This window comes from Paraburkholderia xenovorans LB400 (assembly GCF_000013645.1).
GTDB classification, from domain to species: domain Bacteria; phylum Pseudomonadota; class Gammaproteobacteria; order Burkholderiales; family Burkholderiaceae; genus Paraburkholderia; species Paraburkholderia xenovorans.
Genome location: NC_007951.1, coordinates 3,333,830 through 3,354,187 on the forward strand (window position 1 = coordinate 3,333,830; position 20,358 = coordinate 3,354,187).

At 62.9% G+C, this 20,358-nt stretch carries 16 protein-coding genes; 6 read left to right on the forward strand and 10 right to left on the reverse strand.

What is annotated here, in order from left to right; genetic code table 11:
* Position 1 precedes the first annotated feature (1 nt).
* The 6 genes from BXE_RS14800 to BXE_RS14825 all read right to left on the reverse strand — a co-directional run bounded on the left by BXE_RS14800 (position 2) and on the right by BXE_RS14825 (position 8,497).
* Positions 2 to 784: an amino acid ABC transporter substrate-binding protein gene (locus BXE_RS14800; RefSeq protein ID WP_011489093.1), complete on the reverse strand. Its 783-nt coding sequence runs from the start codon at positions 782 to 784 to the stop codon at positions 2 to 4.
* A gap of 357 nt (positions 785 to 1,141) precedes the next feature.
* Positions 1,142 to 2,593 (reverse strand): dihydropyrimidinase, encoded by a 1,452-nt coding sequence (gene hydA / locus BXE_RS14805; RefSeq protein ID WP_011489094.1) that lies wholly within the window; start codon positions 2,591 to 2,593, stop codon positions 1,142 to 1,144.
* A gap of 53 nt (positions 2,594 to 2,646) precedes the next feature.
* Complete coding sequence (locus tag BXE_RS14810; protein WP_011489095.1) at positions 2,647 to 4,158, reverse strand: NCS1 family nucleobase:cation symporter-1; 1,512 nt, start codon at positions 4,156 to 4,158, stop codon at positions 2,647 to 2,649.
* Positions 4,159 to 4,269: 111 nt separating this feature from the next.
* Positions 4,270 to 5,604 (reverse strand): NAD-dependent dihydropyrimidine dehydrogenase subunit PreA, encoded by a 1,335-nt coding sequence (preA, locus tag BXE_RS14815; protein WP_011489096.1) that lies wholly within the window; start codon positions 5,602 to 5,604, stop codon positions 4,270 to 4,272.
* A gap of 127 nt (positions 5,605 to 5,731) precedes the next feature.
* Complete coding sequence (locus BXE_RS14820; RefSeq protein WP_011489097.1) at positions 5,732 to 7,081, reverse strand: NAD(P)-dependent oxidoreductase; 1,350 nt, start codon at positions 7,079 to 7,081, stop codon at positions 5,732 to 5,734.
* Positions 7,082 to 7,216: 135 nt separating this feature from the next.
* The gene (locus BXE_RS14825) at positions 7,217 to 8,497 is read right to left on the reverse strand and encodes a Zn-dependent hydrolase (RefSeq protein WP_011489098.1); all 1,281 of its coding nucleotides are present in this window, start codon (positions 8,495 to 8,497) and stop codon (positions 7,217 to 7,219) included.
* 302 nt (positions 8,498 to 8,799) lie between these two features.
* On the opposite strand from BXE_RS14825, the gene BXE_RS14830 reads away from it, so the two are divergent.
* Positions 8,800 to 9,549 carry a TetR/AcrR family transcriptional regulator gene (locus BXE_RS14830; protein WP_193352950.1) on the forward strand — a complete coding sequence of 250 codons (750 nt, stop codon included), beginning with the start codon at positions 8,800 to 8,802 and terminating at the stop codon, positions 9,547 to 9,549.
* Positions 9,550 to 9,618: 69 nt separating this feature from the next.
* Complete coding sequence (locus BXE_RS14835) at positions 9,619 to 9,855, forward strand: type II toxin-antitoxin system Phd/YefM family antitoxin (protein ID WP_038457655.1); 237 nt, start codon at positions 9,619 to 9,621, stop codon at positions 9,853 to 9,855.
* A 9-nt stretch (positions 9,856 to 9,864) separates the two neighbouring features.
* On the opposite strand, the gene boxA is transcribed toward BXE_RS14835, so the two are convergent.
* The 4 genes from boxA to BXE_RS14855 form a co-directional block, all read right to left on the reverse strand.
* Positions 9,865 to 11,106, reverse strand: coding sequence for a benzoyl-CoA 2,3-epoxidase subunit BoxA (boxA, locus tag BXE_RS14840; RefSeq protein ID WP_011489101.1), 1,242 nt, complete (start codon positions 11,104 to 11,106; stop codon positions 9,865 to 9,867).
* Between the two features lie 53 nt (positions 11,107 to 11,159).
* Positions 11,160 to 12,587: a benzoyl-CoA 2,3-epoxidase subunit BoxB gene (boxB, locus tag BXE_RS14845; RefSeq protein WP_011489102.1), complete on the reverse strand. Its 1,428-nt coding sequence runs from the start codon at positions 12,585 to 12,587 to the stop codon at positions 11,160 to 11,162.
* Between the two features lie 142 nt (positions 12,588 to 12,729).
* Positions 12,730 to 14,400: a 2,3-epoxybenzoyl-CoA dihydrolase gene (gene boxC / locus BXE_RS14850; RefSeq protein ID WP_011489103.1), complete on the reverse strand. Its 1,671-nt coding sequence runs from the start codon at positions 14,398 to 14,400 to the stop codon at positions 12,730 to 12,732.
* Positions 14,401 to 14,516: 116 nt separating this feature from the next.
* Positions 14,517 to 15,500, reverse strand: coding sequence for a helix-turn-helix transcriptional regulator (locus tag BXE_RS14855; RefSeq protein WP_011489104.1), 984 nt, complete (start codon positions 15,498 to 15,500; stop codon positions 14,517 to 14,519).
* Positions 15,501 to 15,693: 193 nt separating this feature from the next.
* Here BXE_RS14855 and BXE_RS14860 point away from each other — a divergent pair, with 193 nt between their 5' ends.
* From BXE_RS14860 to BXE_RS14875, 4 genes are all read left to right on the forward strand, one after another.
* On the forward strand, positions 15,694 to 16,161 hold the full coding sequence (locus BXE_RS14860) for a DUF4863 family protein (RefSeq protein ID WP_011489105.1): 468 nt from the start codon (positions 15,694 to 15,696) through the stop codon (positions 16,159 to 16,161).
* A gap of 8 nt (positions 16,162 to 16,169) precedes the next feature.
* Positions 16,170 to 17,765 (forward strand): 3,4-dehydroadipyl-CoA semialdehyde dehydrogenase, encoded by a 1,596-nt coding sequence (locus BXE_RS14865; protein WP_011489106.1) that lies wholly within the window; start codon positions 16,170 to 16,172, stop codon positions 17,763 to 17,765.
* Between the two features lie 113 nt (positions 17,766 to 17,878).
* The gene (locus tag BXE_RS14870) at positions 17,879 to 19,471 is read left to right on the forward strand and encodes a benzoate-CoA ligase family protein (RefSeq protein WP_011489107.1); all 1,593 of its coding nucleotides are present in this window, start codon (positions 17,879 to 17,881) and stop codon (positions 19,469 to 19,471) included.
* Between the two features lie 11 nt (positions 19,472 to 19,482).
* Positions 19,483 to 20,331 (forward strand): alpha/beta fold hydrolase, encoded by an 849-nt coding sequence (locus tag BXE_RS14875; RefSeq protein WP_011489108.1) that lies wholly within the window; start codon positions 19,483 to 19,485, stop codon positions 20,329 to 20,331.
* Positions 20,332 to 20,358 lie beyond the last annotated feature (27 nt).

Consider the following 20,358-nt stretch of genomic DNA (forward strand, 5'->3'; position numbering starts at 1 on the left):
TTTACTGGGAGACGTCCTTGCCGAAATACTTCTGCGAAATCTTCGCGTAGGTGCCGTCTTTCCTGATGTCGGCGAGCGCCTTGTTGATCGCCGCCTGCAAATCAGGGTTGCCCTTCCTGATCAGCACGGCGGATTTGTCGCTGCTGTCGCTCGACGTATCGAGCGCGGCGATCTTCACCTTTGCGTCCGGCTTGTGCTTCTTGAAGTCGAGGAACGACAGCGAGTCGTTGACGGTGGCATCCACGCGGCCCGAGGTCAGCAGGTCGATCGATTCATTGAAGCCCTGCACGGGAATCACTTCCGCGCCGTGCGCGGCCGCGATCTTGCCGAAGTTGCTGGTCAGCGTGTTGGCCGACTTCTTGCCCTTCAGGTCGTCGAAATTCCTGATCGTGGTGTTGTTCGACTGCACGATCAACGCGGCGTGCGAAGTGATGTACGGGTCGGAGAAATCGTATTTGACCTTGCGTGCGTCCGTGATGGCCACTTCGTTGATCACCGCGTCGTAACGGTTCACGTCGAGACCGGCGATCAGACCGTCCCATTTGCCTTCGACGAATTGCGGCTTGACGCCGAGACGCTGCGCGATCGCCGTGCCGATTTCCACGTCGAAGCCGGTCAGCTTGCCGGATTCGTCGTGATACGTGAACGGCGCATAGGTGCCTTCGGTGCCGATCCTGAACACGCCGGCGGATTTGATCTGCGCGAGTTCATCGGCGGCGAATGCGGAGCTCACGGCCACCGCCTGGAACAACGCGATCAGCAGAATGGAACGAATCGATTTCATCAGGCGGCTCCGTCAAATAGGCCACGTCGGTGGCTTGGTCTTGTGTTGGACAGTCCCCGCCGGCGTTTGAGCCCGGCTGAGTGGGCGGACTGTAGCAAATGGCCTGGGTTTTTACAAAGGATCAGGTTTTCGATCCATATGCGCTTGCGTGCTAAGCGAACAGCCATGACCTCTGACATGACGTGGATTTCAACTCTACAGCAGATAGAGCAGGCGCGGCATGCATCGCAACATGGAACGTGTGTTGCGCGCCATCGGGGAAAACGCGAGAGGAGTGCTGCCGGAGCGAACGCCCGGCATGGAAAAACGGGTGGCGCCGCATGCGATGGCGGCGCCACCCGTGGGACTGCCAGTAGCCTACCGCTCCACCGGATGCGGCTCCTTGCGCCTGTTGGCGACCCGGATCGCGTCGAAGTAAGCGCCGTTGGGCGGGCGCTTCAGATAACGGCCCGCACCTCGCACCGCGCGCAACTCGCCGTCGGTCCACGCGAGCGCGCCGCGCGTGAGCGTGTGCATCGCCACGCCTTGCACCGTCATGCCTTCGAACACGTTGAAGTCCACTTTCTGATGATGCGTCTTCACCGAAATCGTCCTGCTCGCGTTCGGGTCCCACACTACCAGGTCGGCATCCGCGCCAACCCGCACCGCGCCTTTGCGGGGATACAGGTTGAAAATCTGCGCGGCGTTCGTCGAAGTGATACGCACGAACTCGTTCGGCGTGAGACGCCCGGAATTCACGCCGTGATGCCAGAGCACCGCCATCCGGTCTTCCACGCCGCCGCAGCCGTTCGGGATCTTCGTGAAGTCCTCGCGGCCCATCGCCTTTTGCGACGCGCAGAAGACGCAGTGATCGGTCGCCGTGGTATGCAGCTGGCCGGCTTGCAAACCGCGCCACAACGCCTCGCGATGCTCGGCCGAGCGGAACGGCGGGCTCATTACGTGGGCCGCCGCGCGGGTCCAGTCGGGATCGCGATACACCGCTTCGTCGATCACCAGATGGCCCGGCAGCACCTCGCCGAATACGCGCAGACCTTCGCTGCGCGCGCGCGCAATGGCATCCACCGCGTCTTTTGCGGACACGTGCACGATATACACCGGCACGCCCAGCACCTGCGCGATCCGGATCGCGCGATTGGCCGCTTCGCCCTCCACTTCGGGCGGCCGCGACAGCGGATGCGCCTCCGGACCGGTAAAGCCTTTCGCCAGCAACTGACGCTGCAACTGGAACACCAGCTCACCGTTTTCCGCATGCACGGTGGGCAGCGCGCCGAGTTCGAGCGAACGGGAGAAGCTGTTCACCAGTACTTCGTCGTCGGCCATGATCGCGTTTTTATAGGCCATGAAGTGCTTGAAACTCGACACGCCGTGTTCGTGCACCAGCGTGCCCATGTCGCGATAGACCGAATCGTCCCACCACGTCACCGCGACATGAAAGCCGTAGTCCGAAGACGCTTTCCCGGCCCAGCCGCGCCATTCCTCGAAGGCCTCCATCAGCGGCTGCTTCGGGCTCGGAATCACGAAGTCGATGATGCTCGTGGTGCCGCCCGATAAACCCGCGGCCGTACCGGTGTAGAAATCGTCGCTCGCCGTGGTGCCCATGAACGGCAATTCCATATGCGTGTGCGGGTCGATGCCGCCGGGCATCACATACTGCCCGCCCGCGTCGACGATCGTGGCACCCGCCGGCGCCTCCAGATCCTCGCCGATCTGCAGGATCGTGCCGCCGTCCTGCGGGTCCGCACACAACACGTCCGCACGATAGGTGTTCTCCGCGTCGATAATCGTGCCGCCGCGAATCAGGGTCGTCATGTTGCCGCCTCCTTATGAACTGCTGGTTTCGGTACTACGTACTTCGTTCCTGCTCATGCACTCGCCACGCGCGCGCTGGGTCCCTTGCTCAGCTTCATCCACGCGCTGTATACGATCGACGCCAACGCCAATCCGACAAACCACGCATACGTATAGAGCGTATTGAAGATCGCCGGCACGTTCGGGAACGACGCCGGAAACGCCGTGTGCAAAAAGCCCGGCAGATTCGGCAGCACGCCGATCACGAGCGCGACCACCGCGCCGATATTCCAGCCGCCGGTATAGCTGTACTCGCCGTGTTCGTCGAACAGTTCACGCGTATCGAGGCGCGTGCCGCGAATCAGGAAATAGTCGACCATCAGAATACCGGCCACCGGCCCGAGCAAGGCCGAATAGCCGACCAGCCACGTAAAGATATAGCCTTGCGTGGTGGCGAGAATCTTCCACGGCATCATCACGATTGCGATGGTCGCGGTGATCATGCCGCCCACGCGATACGAAATACCTTTGGGCCACAGGCTCGAAAAATCATAGGCCGGGCCGACGAGATTTGCCGCGAGATTGCAGCACATGGTGTCGAGTGTGAGGATGATCAGCGCGACGCCCACGCCGATGCCGGTCATGCGGCTCGTCAGGTCGATCGGATCCCAGATCGCCTTGCCGTAAATCACCACGGTGGCCGACGTGACCACCACCGAGATCACCGAGAGCAACGCCATCGGCACCGGCAAGCCGACTGACTGGCCGATGATCTGATCACGCTGGGTTCTGGCAAAACGCGTGAAGTCGGGAATATTCAATGCGAGGGTGGCCCAGAATCCGACCATTGCGGTAAGGCCGGGCCAGAAGGTAATCCAGAACATGCCCTCTTTCTTGCCGCCCGGCACGAATTGCGACGGCGCCGACAGCATCGAGCCCAGACCGCCCGCTTTGGATGTCGCCCACCATACGAGCGCAATGCACATCACGATCTTGATCGGCGCGGACCAGCTTTCGAGCCAGCGGATCGAATCGGTGCCATGCACGATGAAGTAGATCTGCAGCGCCCAGAACACGAGGAAACAGGCCAGTTGCGCAAGCGAGATGTCGAGGAACGGCAAAGCCGCGCCGTGCAGCGCGTTGCCGGTGAGAATGTTCAGCAGCGTATAGATCGCGCTGCCGCCGAGCCACGTCTGAATCCCGTACCAGCCACAGGCGACGATCGCGCGCAGCATCGCCGGCAGTTTGGCGCCCTGCGTGCCGAACGAGGAGCGCACCAGCACCGCGTACGGAATGCCGTGCTTCGCGCCCGCATGGCCGATCAGCAGCATCGGCACCAGCACGATCAGGTTGCCGAGCAGCACGGTCATCACCGCTTGCCACGGCGACATGCCCTCTTCCGTCAAACCAGCGGCGAGCATGTAGGACGCGATGTTCATCACCATCCCTACCCAGAGCGCCGCGAAGTGATACCACTTCCATGTGCGCTGCGCGATACCGGTCGGCGCCAGGTCGTCGTTGTAAAGACTGCTGCCCTGCACGCCGGTTGCGAACTGCGGCTCGGCGGGTTGCGCTGTCTGCTTCATCTAGGGATCTCCACTCGATCGTTGCGGCCCGCGCGGCTCTCACGGCGCGTCGGGCCTTGGGGAATGACAGGTTCAGTACTAGCGCTGCGTTTGCTGCCAACAACCCATGTTTCAGGCGGCTTTGGCCGCGTGGGCATGCGCGGGCTCGGCGGTTTCAGCGGCGTCCGCCGTGGCGCTTTGTCCGGCCCCCACTCGCGCCGGGTTGTTCGGATGCGTGGTCCAGTTCGCGTACTCGCCGTTGTCCACGCGTTCCATCGTGATGCACTGCTCGACCGGACACACATGCATGCACAGATTGCAGCCGACACATTCGGAGTCCATCACTTCAAAATGCCGGACGCCATCTTTTTCTTTCATGATGGCCTGGTGAGCCGTGTCTTCGCAGGCGATATGGCACAGGCCGCACTGAATGCACTTGTCCTGGTCGATGCGCGCCTTGATGTCGTATTTGAGGTTCAGGTATTTCCAGTCGGTCACGTTCGGCACGGCGCGGCCGCGAATGTCGTCGAGCGTCGCGTAGCCTTTTTCGTCCATCCAGTTGGAGAGGCCGTCGGCGAGATCGGAAACGATACGGAATCCGTAGTGCATCGCCGCCGTGCAGACCTGCACGCTGCCCGCGCCGAGCACCATGAATTCGGCGGCGTCGCGCCATGAGGAGATTCCGCCGATGCCGGAAATCGGCAGGTTCGGCGTTTCCGCGTCGCGCGCGATTTCCGCGACCATGTTCAGCGCGATCGGCTTCACGGCCGGGCCGCAGTAGCCGCCGTGCGTGCCTTTGCCGTCGACCATCGGCAACGGCGACATTGCGTCGAGATCGACCGCCACGATCGAGTTGATCGTGTTGATCAGCGACACGCCGTCCGCGCCGCCTTTATAGGCCGCGCGCGAACCCAGACGAATGTCGCTGATGTTCGGCGTCAGTTTGACGAGGCACGGCAGTTTCGTGCCCTCCTTGACCCAGCGCGTGACCATCTCCACGTACTCGGGCACCTGGCCCACCGCCGCGCCCATGCCGCGTTCGCTCATGCCATGCGGGCAGCCGAAATTCAGTTCGACCGCATCCGCGCCGGTGTCTTCGACAAGCGGCAGAATCCATTTCCAGTCGCGTTCGTTGCACGGCACCATCAGCGAGACGATCATCGCGCGGTCTGGCCAGTCGCGTTTGACTTGCGCGATTTCCTTCAGATTGACGTCGAGCGGACGGTCGGTGATCAGCTCGATATTGTTCAGGCCCGCGATACGCTGGCCGTTCCATTGCACCGCGCCGTAGCGCGAGCTGACGTTCACCACGTGCGGGTCGAGGCCGAGCGTCTTCCACACCACGCCGCCCCAGCCCGCCTCGAAGGCGCGGTTCACGTTATAGGCTTTGTCGGTCGGCGGCGCGGAGGCGAGCCAGAAGGGATTCGGCGAAGTGATGCCGGCAATCGTACAGCGCAGATCGGCCATGTTCGGCTCCTTGGGGACTGCTGTTTTTTGTCTGTTTTCGTTACGTGATTTGGCTCGATTCGCTTTCGGCTCCTTGGGGACTGCTGTTTTTTGTCTGTTTTCGTTACGTGATTTGGCTCGATTCGCTTCAGGCGGCTTTCGCCGCCGTGCGGGCAAACTGCGCATCGATAGCGGCAGCGGCGACCTTGCCGTCCTGAACCGCCTGCACCGTGAGATCGATGCCACCAGTGGCCGCGCAATCGCCGCCGGCCCATACGTTTGCCAGCGAGGTCTGGCCGTTCGCGTCGACGGCGATACGGCTACCGTCCAAGGTCAGCAACTCGCGCCCGATGCCGACCGGCACCAGCGTTTGACCGATCGCCTTGAGCACCATGTCGGCTTCGACTACGAAGCGCTCCTCGCCGCCATCATTCGACGCACGTGCGAATTCGACACCCGTGACCACGCCGTTGTCGCCAATCAACCGCATCGGCGTGGCATGCGTGATGAGCGTCACGCCACTGGTCTGAGCGAAGTCGCGCTCGGCCCAGGTGGCGCTCATTGCTTCGACGCCGCGCCGGTACACCATCGTCACCGACGCCGCGCCGAGCTTGCGGCTTTGCACGGCAGCATCCACCGCCGTATTGCCGCCGCCGATCACGACGACGCGCCGGCCCACCGGCACCGTGCCGAGGTCGCTCGCGCTGCGCACCTGTTCGATGAAGTCCACCGCGTTCATCACACCGCCAAGGTCTTCGCCTTCCATCGCGAGCGCCCGCACGCCGCCGAGGCCGATAGCGAGGAACACCGCGTCGTGCTGCTTGCGCAGCGTGTCGAGCTCGATATCGCGACCAAGCGCCACGCCATGTTTGATTTCGATACCGCCAACGGAGCACAGCCACGCCACTTCACGCTGCGCAAAATCATCGACGGTTTTGTAGGCGGCAATGCCGTATTCGTTCAGGCCGCCGGCTTTTTCGTGAGCGTCGTAGATCGTCACGGTGTGGCCGGCAAGCGCAAGCCGATGCGCGCAGGCGAGTCCCGCCGGACCCGCGCCGACCACCGCGACGTGCCGTCCGGTTTCCGCCGCGCGCTTGAACAGCACTTCGCCGCGCGCCATCGCCCAGTCCGTCGCATGACGTTGCAGCGCGCCGATCGCCACTGGTTTCGCATCCTGATGGTTGCGCACGCAAGCGCCTTCACAAAGAATTTCCGTGGGGCAGACGCGTGCGCACATGCCGCCCATCGGGTTGGCCGACAGAATGTCCACGGCCGCGCCCTTCAGATTGCCGTTGCTGATCTTGCGGATGAAACTGGGAATGTCGATCTGCGTGGGGCACGCGTTCACGCACGGCGCGTCGTAACAGTAATGACAGCGGCTCGCCGCCGCGGCCGCGGCGCTCGCGTCGAGCAGCGGTGCGATGTCGGAGAACTCGCACGAGAGCTGCTCGGGCGACAGGCGCTGAGCGGCAATGTCGCCGGTTTGCTTGATGGCCATACTCGTTCCTTCTTCGATGTGAGGACGCAGCCGCTCCCGCCGGCCGCGCTTCGAGCGCAGCCGGGACGGCTTGTTTTATGGGCACTACGGTAAAGCGGGTGAAACGACCGCAACCGCCGGATCGCTACGACGTCGTCATGAAACCGGCTCGCATGCACGCTCCAGCATGGCGTGCAGCAGCACGTTGGCGCCCGCCTCGATCCACTCGAAGGTGGCGTCTTCGATCTCGTTGTGACTGATGCCGTCCACGCATGGCACGAACACCATCGAAGTCGGCGCGACCTGGGACAGATAACAGGCATCGTGACCCGCACCGGACACCATGTTGCGATGCGGATAACCGAAGCGTTCCGCAGCCGCGCGTACGGACTTAATGCAGGCTTCGTCGAACGCGACGGGCGCGTAATAAAAGATCTGCTCCAACTCGGTTTCAAGACCAATACCGTTTGCGATATCCGCGACGCCCTGGCGCAACGCGGCATCCATTTTCGCGAGCACCGCATCGTCCGGATGGCGGAAATCGACGGTGAAAAACACGCGGCCCGGAATCACGTTGCGCGAGTTCGGATAGACCTGCATCATGCCGACCGTCGCGCAACCGAACGGCGCGTTGTCCAGACCAATGCGATTGACCAGATCGACCACGCGCGCGGCGCCGAGCAAGGCGTCGCGGCGGCGCGGCATGGGCGTCGGCCCCGCGTGCGCCTCCTGTCCCGTCAGCGTGATTTCGTACCAGCGCTGGCCTTGCGCGTCGGTCACCACGCCGATGGTTTTCTGTTCGGCTTCGAGAATCGGTCCCTGTTCGATATGCAATTCGAACGCCGCGTGCAGCGGACGCCCGCCGCACGGCAGATCGCCTGCATAGCCGATACGCTTGAGTTCCTCGCCGATGGTCTTGCCATCCACGTCCTTGCGCGAAAGGCCGTAGTCGAGTGTGAACACGCCGGCGAACACGCCCGAGGCCACCATTGCCGGCGCGAAGCGCGAGCCTTCCTCGTTGGTCCAGATCACCACTTCGACGGGATGCTCCGTCTCGATGCCGTGATCGTTCAGACTTCGAATCACTTCGAGGCCGCCCAGCACACCGTAGATGCCGTCAAAGCGGCCGCCGGTCGGCTGCGAGTCAGCGTGCGAACCGGTCACGACCGGCAGCGCGGCGGGATTGCGCCCGGCGCGGCGCATGAACACGTTGCCCATCTGATCGACACTGACCGCGCAACCGGCTTGCTTCGCCCAACTGACTATCAGGTCGCGCCCTTCCTTGTCGAGGTCGGTCAGCGCGAGGCGGCAAACGCCGCCTTTGGGCGTTGCGCCGATCTTCGCCATCGTCATCAGGCTGTCCCATAACCGCTTGCCGTCGACCTTGATCGACGTAGCGGGTTCGGCGTGTTTCAGCGCTTCGGATACCGCGTTCATTCGTCTCGCTCCTTTCGGTGGACCGACATAAAACTGGTGCATCGGTGGCGGGTTTTGGGGCGTATCCGCACGGCGCCGGTGCACGCGTGATGCCTTTGATCCTCTCTTATACAGAGGGCAAACCCTGGGGTATCGGCCGCTCTTCCAATCCTGTCCAGTTGGACAGGTTGTAGACGATTAAACTCGCCAAATCAACACTTTTTGTTCGGTGAGAAACATAGCGAGAAGCGTGCCATTGCATTGCAGCATGTGTTTGCCGCAGGTGGCGAATGCGCGTGTGGGTACTGGCCCAAACGACTAGAATGAAGCGCGACGCGGCACATATGCCGTCAAGGGCGAACATGAGAGAAGACGACGTGGCAGCCGAGATCACCGAAAACGAAGAAACACGCGTACCTTTGCGGCGGCGCAAGGCACACATTCGCGAATCGAATGAAGCGCATCTTCTGGCGTGCGCCGAGGCGGTTTTCGCCGAGCGCGGACTCGACGGCACCAGCACGGCGATGATCGCGGAGCGCGCAGGCTTGCCGAAAGCCAACCTGCATTACTACTTCCCGACAAAGCTCGCGCTATATCGCCGCGTGCTGGAAGATCTGTTTGAAGACTGGTATCGCGCGGCCGACACGTTCGAGTGCAGCGACGATCCGGTCGAAGCGATTGGCGGCTATGTGCGCGCGAAAATGGAATTGTCGCGTCGCCGGCCGCTCGGCTCGAAAGTGTGGGCGAGCGAGATCATTCACGGCGCGGAACACATGGAGGACATTCTCACGGAGCGCGTGAAGCCGTGGCTGGATAGCCGCGTGAAAGTGATCGACGACTGGATTGCGCGCGGGTTGCTTGCGCCGTTGAATGCGCAAACGCTGATGTACATGATCTGGGCGACGACCCAGCACTATGCCGACTTCGACGCGCAGATCCGCGCGCTCAAAGGCAAGCGTGCGTTGACGCAGAAAGCGTTCGAGGCAACGACAGAGGAAGTCGTGCAGTTGGTGATTCGGGCGTGTGGTGCGGTGTCGCCGGAGAAGTCGGACCTGTTGGGGCAGAGCACCTGAGCGGCTTACCTAAGCGGCGCATCCAGGGGGCAGAATTACGGCTTTAAACAGATGACTATCGAGAAAATCATGCAACGGAATCTGGTATCGAAGTCCGGGTTCAAAACCAGAGCGCTCGAGTTCTTTCGGCAAGTGGAATTTTCCGGCGAAAGCCTGATCGTGACGGACCACGGCAAACCCGTGCTTGAAGTGCGGCCCTACCGTCGAGCGGAACGGTGCCCGCTCGACGCGCTGCGCGGCACGGTTGTTAAATACGACAATCTCACCGCGTCTGCCGGTGAAGACGATTGTGAGGCGGCACGGTGAGTTCCGGTGTCAATACGTCTCCAGATGCAGCCTCCCCTCCCGCTTGAGCCTCGCCCACAGCCCATCCCAATCCAGCTGATGCTGCTCGCCGATCTCCTTCAGCGCCTGTAGCACGCCGTCTTCCATACCCTTCAACCCGCACACGTAGATATGCGTATTCTCATCCCTGAGCATATGCGCCACGTCGACCGCGCGCTCGCGCATGGCGTCCTGAACATAGCGCTTTGGTTGGCCCGGCGTGCGCGAAAACGCCAGATTGGTATCGATGAAATCCTTCGGCAGATTCGTAAGGGGCCCGAAGTACGGCAACTCTTCTTTGGTCCGCGCGCCGAAGAACAACATCAGCTTGCCCGTTGCGCCCTTCAGACGGCGCCGGCGACGATACTCGGTCATCGCGCGCATCGGCGCTGAACCCGTACCCGTGCAGATCATCAGCAGATGCGAGTTCGGATGATTCGGCATCAGGAAGGTTCCGCCGAACGGGCCGATCACATTGACCACGTCGCCCTTCTTCAGATCGCACAGATAGTTCGAACATACGCCATCAGTCGAATCGCCGTGCTGCTGCGATACTCGTTTGACCGTCAGCGAGATGTTGTTATAACCGGGCCGCTCGCCGTCGCGCGGGCTCGCGATCGAATACTGGCGCGCGTGATGCGCGCGGCCGTCGGCAGTCGAGCCAGGCGGCAAAATGCCGATCGACTGTCCTTCCAGCACCGGAAACGGCATAGCGCCGAAATCCAGCACGATATGATGAATGTCGCTGTCGGTCGAACCATCGGTCAACCGGTAATTGCCGACCACCGTTGCGGTAGTCGGCGCCTTGTGCGTGTAGAGATTCACATAGGGCTTAGCGGCCGACCACGGCGGCACGACCGAACCCCGCACGGTATCCACTTCGATGCCGCTCGCGTCCGCTGGCGTATCGCCCGACGCGCCCGCGCCCGACAGTTCGTCCGCGGCGGCCACGGCCATCGTGTTCTGTTCCGGCAGCACGTCCCACGTGAACTGCTCGTCGATCGGGTACGCGTCGGCTTTCAGCACCGTGCGCCAGTTGTCGATCGCGCCGGTCGGACACGGCGGCACACACGCCATGCAGCCGTTGCAGATATCCGCCTTGACCACGTAGTTGTTGTCGTCGTGCGTGATCGCATCGACCGGGCAAGTCTCTTCGCACGTATTGCAGCGAATGCAGATTTCCGGATCGATCAGATGCTGCCTGAGAACTTCGATCGATACTGGGCCGTTCATGACTTCCTCCACCTGGATATGCAGCGCAAGCGTGCCGCGCGCCGCCCGCGCGTTCAGTTGAAGCGCACGTATTCGAAATCGACCGGCTGACGGTTCACACCCATTGCCGGCGGCGCGATCCAGTTGGCGAACTTGCCGGCTTCCGTGACGCGTCCCATCAACGACGCGACGTACGCGCGGTCTTCCGGCGTGGCGAGCCATTTCGCTTCGTTGGCGGCCCATTCGGTTTCGCTGACCACGCGACCGTCGGGCGATACGCGCGTGCCGGCGAACGTGCCGATCTGACGATTGAACGCCTTATGCGGCACCGTCATGCGGAAATCGATGCCGGCCTTTTCGAGCACCTTGTTCCAGCGCGCCACGCCCGCCACCGAATCCTTGATGTAATCGTCGCGCAGCACTTCGTTCATCGCATTGAGCATCGGCACTTCGCGCTCGACCAGCTTGCCGTCCTGCACGTCGAGCAGCTTGTAACTCTGGCCGTTCAGTTGATGATCGTCCTCGCGCCTGTTTTCTTCATAGCGCCCCTTCAGGCCCGAGCTATAGAACGTGGCCGCGTTGGAAGAATGATCCGCGCCGAACAGATCGATAGTGACCGAGTAGTGGAAGTTCAGATAACGCTGAATGGTCGGCAGATCGATCACGCCGGCCGCGCGAATCTTCGTGACGTCGTCCGTGCCCAGTTCGTTCATCACCTTGGCGGTGCGCTGGATGACCCGCGAAACACCCGACTCGCCGACGAACATGTGGTGCGCTTCTTCAGTGAGCATGAACTTCGTGGTGCGCGCGAGCGGATCGAAGCCCGACTCGGCCAGCGCCGACAACTGGAATTTGCCGTCGCGATCGGTAAAGTACGTGAACATGAAGAACGCGAGCCAGTCCGGCGTTTTCTCATTGAACGCGCCCAGAATGCGCGGGTTGTCGTCATCGCCTGAACGGCGGCCGAGCAATGCTTCGGCTTCCTCACGGCCGTCGCGGCCGAAATAGCGATGCAACAGATACACCATCGCCCACAGGTGGCGCCCCTCTTCCACATTCACCTGGAACAGGTTGCGCAAGTCGTAAATGGAGGGCGCCGTCAGACCAAGGTGGCGTTGCTGCTCGACCGACGCCGGTTCCGTATCGCCTTGCGTCACGATAATGCGCCGCAAATTGGCGCGATGCTCGCCGGGCACGTCCTGCCAGGCCGCTTCGCCCTTGTGTTCGCCGAAGTGAATCTTGCGGTCCTGCTCGCCGGGCGTCAGGAAAATGCCCCAGCGGTAGTCCGGCATCTTCACATGGTCGAAATGCGCCCAGCCGCCGGCGTCCACGCTCACTGCAGTGCGCAGATACACATCGTAGCCGTGCGAGCCTTCCGGGCCCATGTCGCCCCACCAGGCCAGAAAATTCGGCTGCCATTGTTCGAGCGCGCGTTGCAGCGTGCGGTCGTCGGCGAGGTTGACGTTGTTCGGAATCTTTTCGCTGTAGTTGATCGTGGACATAGTCGGTTCCTGGTTCGGAAACTGCAGTGACGATGAGAGGCGCGTGTCGGGCAAGTGGCGCTCCGGCTCGCGCTCGCTGCGTCGATGGCGTCGATGGCGTCGATGGCGTTGCAATGTGCATCAGGCGCGCATCAAATGTGAATCACACGCGCGAGACGTCGAATTGCGCCTTGCTGCCCTTGCCGTACACCTTGAGCGCGCCCTTCTCGCCCACTGCGTTCGGCCGGTTGAAGATCCAGTTCTGCCACGCGGTAAGACGGCCGAAAATGCGCGTCTCCATTGTTTCCGGACCGTTGAAGCGCAGATTCGCTTCGAGTCCGGTCAAGGCATCCGGCGACATGGCCGCGCGTTCTTCGAGCGCAATGCGGATTTCGTCGGCCCAGTCAATGTCGTCGGGGGACGCCGTGACGAGGCCGAGGCGTTCGGCTTCGACCGGCTTGATCGCCTGGCCGATCCGGGAGCGCACGGCATCGAGCGGTTCCGTTTCTTCATAGAAACGCCGGGCCAGACGTGATTGATGCGTAACCATCGGATAGAGGCCGAAGTTGACCTCCGAAAGCGTGATGGCCGGCTCTTCGTCTTCATTGGCCGGCAGCGCCGCCATATAAGTGCGGTCGGCGGCGAACGCGAGTTCCGCGAAGGTGCCGGCAAAGCACGAGCCTGGCTCGATCAGCGCGAACAGCGAACGCGACGAGACGTCGATACGCGCCAGCGTGCGGCGCAACAGGCCGATCGTCTCGCGCACGAACCAGTGGTCTTTGTGCTGCATCAGCGAGGCGTCCGCGGCGAGCAGATGGCGGGCGTCGCCTTCGGTCCTGAAGACCCACGTGCCGACCGCAAGCTCGTTGGTGCGCATGGACAGGATCGCGTCGTCGAATTCGCGGGCGAATTTCAACGGCCACCAGTTCGCGCCGGCTGCGACGATGGCGTCGATACTCGCGGGCGGTTCGGTTTGCGGAGCCTTGGCCGTGAACGTTGCAATGCGCTTCGCACGATCGATCGTCACGTCGAGCGTTTTATAAGTGAGGCCGTCTTCGCGATCGGTGCGTTCGATCCGCGTGAGCGGCACGCCTTGCGCGTGCGCGGGACGATCGCTCTGCGCGGCGAGTTCGAGCGCGCGCGCCTGGATCGCCTGGTCGAACTGGTTCGGCTTCACGACTTCATCCACGAGGCGCCATGCCTTTGCGCGCTCGCCGCGCACGCCTTCCACCACCGTGCAGAAGATGTCGGCGCGATCGTGACGCACCTTGCGCTTGTCGGTCACGCGCGTCAGGCCGCCGGTGCCCGGCAACACGCCGAGCAGCGGCACTTCCGGCAGCGATACCGACGACGAACGGTCATCCACCAGATAGATCTCGTCGCAGGCGAGCGCGAGTTCGTAGCCGCCGCCCGCGCAGGCGCCGTTGACCGCCGCGAGAAACTTCAGACCCGAATGGCGCGATGAATCTTCCAGGCCATTGCGCGTTTCGTTGGTGAACTTGCAGAAGTTGACCTTCCACGCATGGGTGGAAAGACCGAGCATGAAGATGTTCGCGCCCGAGCAGAACACGCGATCCTTCAGGCTCGTCAGCACCACGGTTCTGACTTCCGGATGCTCGAAGCGGATGCGCTGTATTGCGTCGTGCAGTTCGATGTCGACGCCGAGATCGTAGGAATTCAGCTTCAGCTTGTAGCCGTCACGGATACCGCCGTCCTCGGCGATATCGATGCCGAGTGTCGCGACGGGACCGTTGAAGCTCAGCTTCCAATGCTTGTACTGCGAGGGATCGGTGCGGTAGTCGACCGGCGCGACGGCGGTTTCTGCTGTGGACATGGGGGCGTCTCCTGACTGGACGATGCAAATTGTTTTTTGAACAATAGTGCATCGTTCAACCCATGTAAAGCACTTTAGTGCATGTTTGCTAGTAAACCCTGATGCAGGAATGCATGTCAGCCCACACGCGCTTCATCCGGCGATTCGGCGGCCAGCCTTGCGGCGAGACGGTCGCGCAGTTGCAGATAGGCGTCGGCCAGGGTTTTCTCGCTGGTGTCGAAGCTCATGTCGGCGCGGCCATACAGCTCGCTGCGTCCCGCCAGGATGCGCTTCAGGTCGTCCATCGCCTCCTTGTTGCCCGACATCGGCCGCAGGTCGCCCTGCGCGACGACGCGGCGCATATGTTCCTCCGGCGCTGCTTGCAGCCACACCGTGTAGCAGTGCGACAGCAGCGTATTGAACGTGCCCGACTCGGACACGAGGCCGCCCGGCGACGCAATCACCGCATGCTCGTGCTCCTGAATCACGGCCTCGAGCGCCCGGTGTTCATAACGCCGGTAAGCGGCCGCCCCGTACAGCGAGTGGATCTCCGACGGCGGGCAGCCGGCCAGTTGCTCGATCACGCGCGTGAGCTCGACGAACGGCACCTTGCGCTCCTGTGCCAGCATGCGCCCGAGCGTGGATTTGCCGGCGCCGCGCAGGCCGATCAACGCAATCCGGTCCTTGCGATGCGGGTCGCGCGGCGCCTGCGCGAACATTTCGGCAAGCGCCATGCGGGCGCGCTGCAACGCCGCCTGATCGCGTCCGTGCAGCAGTTCACGGATCAGCAGCCATTCGGCGGAAGCGGTGGTTTCGTCGCCGATCACCTCGGCGAGCGAACAGTTCAAAGTGGCCGCAATCTGCCGCAGCACCAGCACGGACGCATTGCCCACGCCCGACTCCAGATTCGCAAGATGCCGCTCCGACAACCCGGTTTCCGTGGCGAGCGTCTTGCGGGTCATGCCGCGGCGCGCACGCAGCAGGCGCACGCGTTCGCCCATCGCCGTCAGGAAGGGATCGCGTTCCTCGCGTTCGCCGCCGCGCTCCGTGGCCCGTTCCGCGCGGCCGGCATCCTCGTCGGCGGAATCGTCCAATGACGCAGGAGAGTAATTTTGGTTCATGTTTTGGCGCCCTTTAACTGCGATATATGTACTATAGTGCTTGACACACACGTGGTGAACGGTTAATTTTCGCCAAATATTGATCCAATAACAAACGCTGTCGAGATTTTCCGGCGGCGTCACGGAGAGTGCGCAACGGCTCGCATGCATTAACGTGCGTGCGCTGGCCGAACGCGCCGACCTGGAGGCTCGCATGTCCCCACATGAATTCCAGCGCCTGATTGCGGGCGTCACGGAGCAACTCGCCGGCCGGCCGCTGGACGGCAAGCTGGCGGTCTGGTTGAACGACACGTATCCCGCCGGCGGCGACACGTTCCGCGAGCTTGCCGCCGCGTGCCGGAGCGGCGTCGCCGAAGGCTGGCTATGCCAGCGCGAAGGCGGCGGCATCCGCTATGGCCGCGTCTTCAAGGCACTGCCCGACACCCACGGCTTTTCGGTCGACGTCGTCGATATGAAGGATATTGCCGGTCCGCACCATATTCATCCCAATGGCGAAATCGATCTGATCATGCCGCTGACCGAAGGCGCCACTTTCGACGGCCACCCGGCCGGCTGGTGCGTGTACGGCCCCGGCTCCGCGCATCGTCCGACGGTAGCGAACGGCGAGGCGCTGGTGCTATATCTGCTGCCGCAAGGCGCGATCGAATTCACTCCTGCCTGAGCGCCGCCATGACCGAACTATTGAAGAACCATGTAGCCGGCCAGTGGATCGCGGGCACGGGTGCAGGCATCACGCTCACCGATCCGGTAACGGGCGTGGCGCTCGTGCGCGTATCGAGCGAGGGCCTCGACCTCGCTCGCGCATTCAGCTTTGCCCGCGAAGACGGCGGCGCCGCATTGCGGGCGCTGACCTACGCGCAACGCGCCGCCCGCCTCGCCGATATCGTCAAGCTGCTGCAGGCGAAACGCGGCGATTACTACGCGATCGCCACCGCGAACTCCGGCACCACGCGCAACGACTCGGCGGTCGATATCGACGGCGGCATTTTCACGCTGTCCTACTACGCGAAACTCGGCGCATCGCTCGGTGAAGTGCATGCACTGCGCGACGGCAGCGCCGAGTCGCTGAGCAAGGATCGATCGTTCAGCGCGCAGCATGTGCTGAGCCCGACACGCGGCGTCGCGCTCTTTATCAACGCGTTCAATTTCCCTTCGTGGGGTTTGTGGGAAAAGGCCGCGCCCGCGTTGCTATCCGGCGTGCCCGTCATCGTGAAGCCCGCCACGGCGACGGCCTGGCTCACCCAACGCATGGTTGCCGATGTGGTCGACGCAGGCATCCTGCCGCCCGGCGCGCTCTCCATCATTTGCGGCAGTTCGGCGGGCCTGCTCGATCAGATCCGGTCGTTCGATGTGGTGTCGTTCACCGGCTCGGCCGACACCGCCGCGACGCTGCGCGCGCATCCGGCTTTCGTGCAGCGCGGCGCACGCCTGAACGTCGAAGCCGACAGTCTGAACAGCGCGATTCTATGCGCCGACGCTACGCCCGACACACCCGCCTTCGACCTGTTCATCAAGGAAGTGGTGCGCGAAATGACGGTGAAATCCGGCCAGAAATGCACGGCGATCCGTCGTGCTTTCGTACCGGAAGCAGCACTCGAACCCGTACTCGAAGCACTCAAGGCGAAGCTCGCGAAAATCACCGTCGGCAATCCGCGCAACGACGCGGTGCGCATGGGTTCACTCGTGAGCCGCGAGCAATACGAAAACGTGCTGGCCGGTATCGCGGCGCTGCGTGAGGAAGCGGTGCTCGCCTACGACAGCTCCGCTGTGCCGCTCATCGACGCCGACGCAAACATCGCGGCTTGCGTCGCGCCGCATCTGTTCGTGGTCAACGATCCGGATAACGCGACGCTGCTGCACGATGTCGAAGTATTCGGACCGGTGGCGAGCGTGGCGCCCTATCGCGTCACCACCGACACCAACGCACTGCCCGAAGCGCACGCGGTCGCTCTCGCGCGACGCGGCCAGGGATCGCTCGTCGCCTCGATCTATTCGAACGACGACGCGCATCTCGGCCGCCTCGCGCTGGAACTCGCGGATTCGCACGGCCGCGTGCATGCTATTTCGCCCTCGGTGCAGCACAGTCAAACCGGCCACGGCAACGTGATGCCGATGTCCCTGCACGGCGGCCCGGGCCGCGCGGGCGGCGGCGAAGAACTCGGCGGCTTGCGCGCGCTGGCTTTCTATCACCGGCGCTCGGCAATCCAGGCTGCGAGCGCGGCAATCGGGACGCTGACGCAAGCGACGCATTGGCCCGCGGCCTGACCCGCCGCGCACGAACCAGGCAATCAGGACCGGGCACGTCAACGAGCGTGCAGGCATCGAGCGGATCATGAGCACAGAACAGCCGGACCGCGCCCACCCGATGGAGGAGACATATGGAAGCTCTGCTGGAAAAAGCGGCGAATCCGCCCGCCGCGACGGTCGAAGCGCCGCCCGCGCTATTCAATTTCGCGGCCTATCTGTTTCGACTGAACGAAACGCGCGCCGGCAAGACCGCCTATATCGACGACACCGGCAGCACCACCTACGGCGAACTCGAAGAACGCGCGCGGCGTTTCGCCAGCGCGCTGCGTACGCTCGGCGTGCATCCCGAAGAGCGAATTCTGCTCGTGATGCTCGACACCGTTGCGCTGCCGGTCGCCTTTCTCGGCGCACTCTATGCGGGCGTCGTGCCGGTCGTCGCGAATACGCTGCTCACACCTGCCGACTACGTGTACATGCTCACGCACAGCCACGCGCGCGCCGTGATCGCCTCCGGTGCGCTAGTGCAGAACGTGACGCAGGCGCTGGAGTCAGCCGAACATGACGGCTGTCAGCTGATCGTCTCACAGCCCCGCGAAAGCGAGCCGCGCCTCGCGCCTTTGTTCGAAGAACTGATCGATGCCGCCGCACCCGCCGCCAAAGCCGCCGCAACCGGATGTGACGATATCGCCTTCTGGCTGTATTCGTCGGGTTCGACCGGCAAGCCGAAGGGCACCGTCCACACGCATGCGAATCTGTACTGGACCGCCGAACTGTATGCGAAGCCGATTCTCGGCATCGCCGAAAACGACGTGGTGTTCTCCGCGGCCAAGCTGTTCTTCGCGTACGGTCTCGGCAATGGACTGACGTTCCCGCTCTCGGTCGGCGCGACTGCGATCCTGATGGCCGAGCGCCCCACCGCCGACGCGATTTTCGCGCGCCTCGTCGAACATCGGCCCACTGTGTTCTACGGCGTGCCCACGCTCTACGCGAACATGCTCGTGTCGCCCAACCTGCCCGCGCGCGCCGATGTCGCGATACGCATCTGCACGTCGGCGGGAGAGGCGTTGCCGCGTGAAATCGGCGAGCGCTTCACCGCGCACTTCGGCTGCGAGATTCTCGACGGCATCGGCTCGACGGAAATGCTGCATATCTTCCTGTCGAATCGCGCGGGCGCGGTCGAATACGGCACCACCGGCCGACCGGTACCCGGCTACGAAATCGAATTGCGCGACGAAGCCGGCCATGCGGTGCCCGACGGCGAAGTCGGCGACCTGTATATCAAGGGACCCAGCGCCGCCGTGATGTACTGGAATAACCGTGAGAAGTCGCGCGCCACCTTTCTCGGCGAATGGATCCGCAGCGGCGACAAGTACTGCCGGCTGCCCAACGGCTGCTATGTCTATGCGGGCCGCAGCGACGACATGCTGAAAGTCAGCGGCCAGTATGTCTCGCCTGTCGAAGTGGAAATGGTGCTGGTGCAGCACGACGCGGTGCTCGAAGCGGCAGTGGTCGGCGTCGATCATGGCGGCCTCGTCAAGACGCGCGCGTTCGTGGTTTTGAAGCGTGAATTCGCGCCGTCTGAGATACTCGCGGAGGAGTTGAAGGCATTCGTGAAAGACCGCCTCGCGCCGCATAAATATCCGCGCGATATCGTATTCGTCGACGATCTGCCGAAAACCGCCACCGGCAAAATTCAACGCTTCAAACTGCGCGAACAGTCATAACAAGGTGATTTATGCAGAACCCTGCCATTGGCAACGTTGCCGACACGACCGCCAGCGATTTCGCCGAGTTGCCCGCTACCGCGTCGCATGGACCGTTGCGCATCGAGTATCGCTGGGTGAATGCAGCAGCAGGCAACGCGCCGATCGCCGTCTTCCTGCATGAAGGGCTCGGTTCGGTCACGATGTGGCGCGACTGGCCGCAGGCGTTGTGCGAACGGCTCGGCATGCGGGGGCTCGTCTATTCGCGGCCCGGCTACGGGCTTTCCACACCGCGTCCGCATGACGTGAAGTGGCCGGCTGATTTCATGACGGCCCAGGCGCGCGATATTCTGCCCGCCTTGCTCGATGCACTCTGTATCGATATGCGCGAACGCCGGCGCATGTGGGTGATCGGCCATAGCGACGGCGGCTCGATTACGCTGCTGTACGCGGCGCTCTATCCCGAAGAGCTGGCCGGCGCGGTGGCGATTGCGCCGCATGTCTTTGTCGAAGATATTTCGGTGGAAAGTATCGCGCAGACCCGCCAACTGTACGAAACCACCGACCTGCGCAGCAAACTCGGCCGCTATCATGCCGACGTCGATTCCGCCTTCTACGGCTGGAACGATATCTGGTTGAATCCGGCATTCAGGCAGTGGTCCATTGCCGGAGAGTTGACGTCTATCCGCAAGCCGTTGCTCGCCGTGCAAGGCCATGACGACAACTACGGCACGATGGCGCAGATCGATACGATCGCCGCGCACGTACCGCATGCGCAACTGGTCAAGCTCGACGCCTGCGGGCACTCGCCGCATCGCGACGCGCCGCAGCCTTTGAACAAAGCCATCGCGGCGTTCGTTTTGAAAGACGGCGTGGCTTAGGTATCGAGCACGGTAGCGCCGGGTACC

What these genes read in the sequence shown, in the direction of transcription:
- boxC (WP_011489103.1), bottom strand. Translation starts at nt 14,400, where the DNA reads ATGTCCACAGCAGAAACCGCCGTCGCGCCGGTCGACTACCGCACCGAT.
- BXE_RS14875 (WP_011489108.1), top strand. Translation starts at nt 19,483, where the DNA reads ATGCAGAACCCTGCCATTGGCAACGTTGCCGACACGACCGCCAGCGAT.
- boxA (WP_011489101.1), bottom strand. Translation starts at nt 11,106, where the DNA reads ATGAACGGCCCAGTATCGATCGAAGTTCTCAGGCAGCATCTGATCGAT.
- BXE_RS14810 (WP_011489095.1), bottom strand. Translation starts at nt 4,158, where the DNA reads ATGAAGCAGACAGCGCAACCCGCCGAGCCGCAGTTCGCAACCGGCGTG.
- BXE_RS14855 (WP_011489104.1), bottom strand. Translation starts at nt 15,500, where the DNA reads ATGAACCAAAATTACTCTCCTGCGTCATTGGACGATTCCGCCGACGAG.
- BXE_RS14820 (WP_011489097.1), bottom strand. Translation starts at nt 7,081, where the DNA reads ATGGCCATCAAGCAAACCGGCGACATTGCCGCTCAGCGCCTGTCGCCC.
- BXE_RS14825 (WP_011489098.1), bottom strand. Translation starts at nt 8,497, where the DNA reads ATGAACGCGGTATCCGAAGCGCTGAAACACGCCGAACCCGCTACGTCG.
- BXE_RS14865 (WP_011489106.1), top strand. Translation starts at nt 16,170, where the DNA reads ATGACCGAACTATTGAAGAACCATGTAGCCGGCCAGTGGATCGCGGGC.
- BXE_RS14800 (WP_011489093.1), bottom strand. Translation starts at nt 784, where the DNA reads ATGAAATCGATTCGTTCCATTCTGCTGATCGCGTTGTTCCAGGCGGTG.
- BXE_RS14835 (WP_038457655.1), top strand. Translation starts at nt 9,619, where the DNA reads ATGCAACGGAATCTGGTATCGAAGTCCGGGTTCAAAACCAGAGCGCTC.
- preA (WP_011489096.1), bottom strand. Translation starts at nt 5,604, where the DNA reads ATGGCCGATCTGCGCTGTACGATTGCCGGCATCACTTCGCCGAATCCC.
- boxB (WP_011489102.1), bottom strand. Translation starts at nt 12,587, where the DNA reads ATGTCCACGATCAACTACAGCGAAAAGATTCCGAACAACGTCAACCTC.
- BXE_RS14870 (WP_011489107.1), top strand. Translation starts at nt 17,879, where the DNA reads ATGGAAGCTCTGCTGGAAAAAGCGGCGAATCCGCCCGCCGCGACGGTC.
- BXE_RS14860 (WP_011489105.1), top strand. Translation starts at nt 15,694, where the DNA reads ATGTCCCCACATGAATTCCAGCGCCTGATTGCGGGCGTCACGGAGCAA.
- hydA (WP_011489094.1), bottom strand. Translation starts at nt 2,593, where the DNA reads ATGACGACCCTGATTCGCGGCGGCACGATTATCGACGCGGAGAACACC.
- BXE_RS14830 (WP_193352950.1), top strand. Translation starts at nt 8,800, where the DNA reads ATGAAGCGCGACGCGGCACATATGCCGTCAAGGGCGAACATGAGAGAA.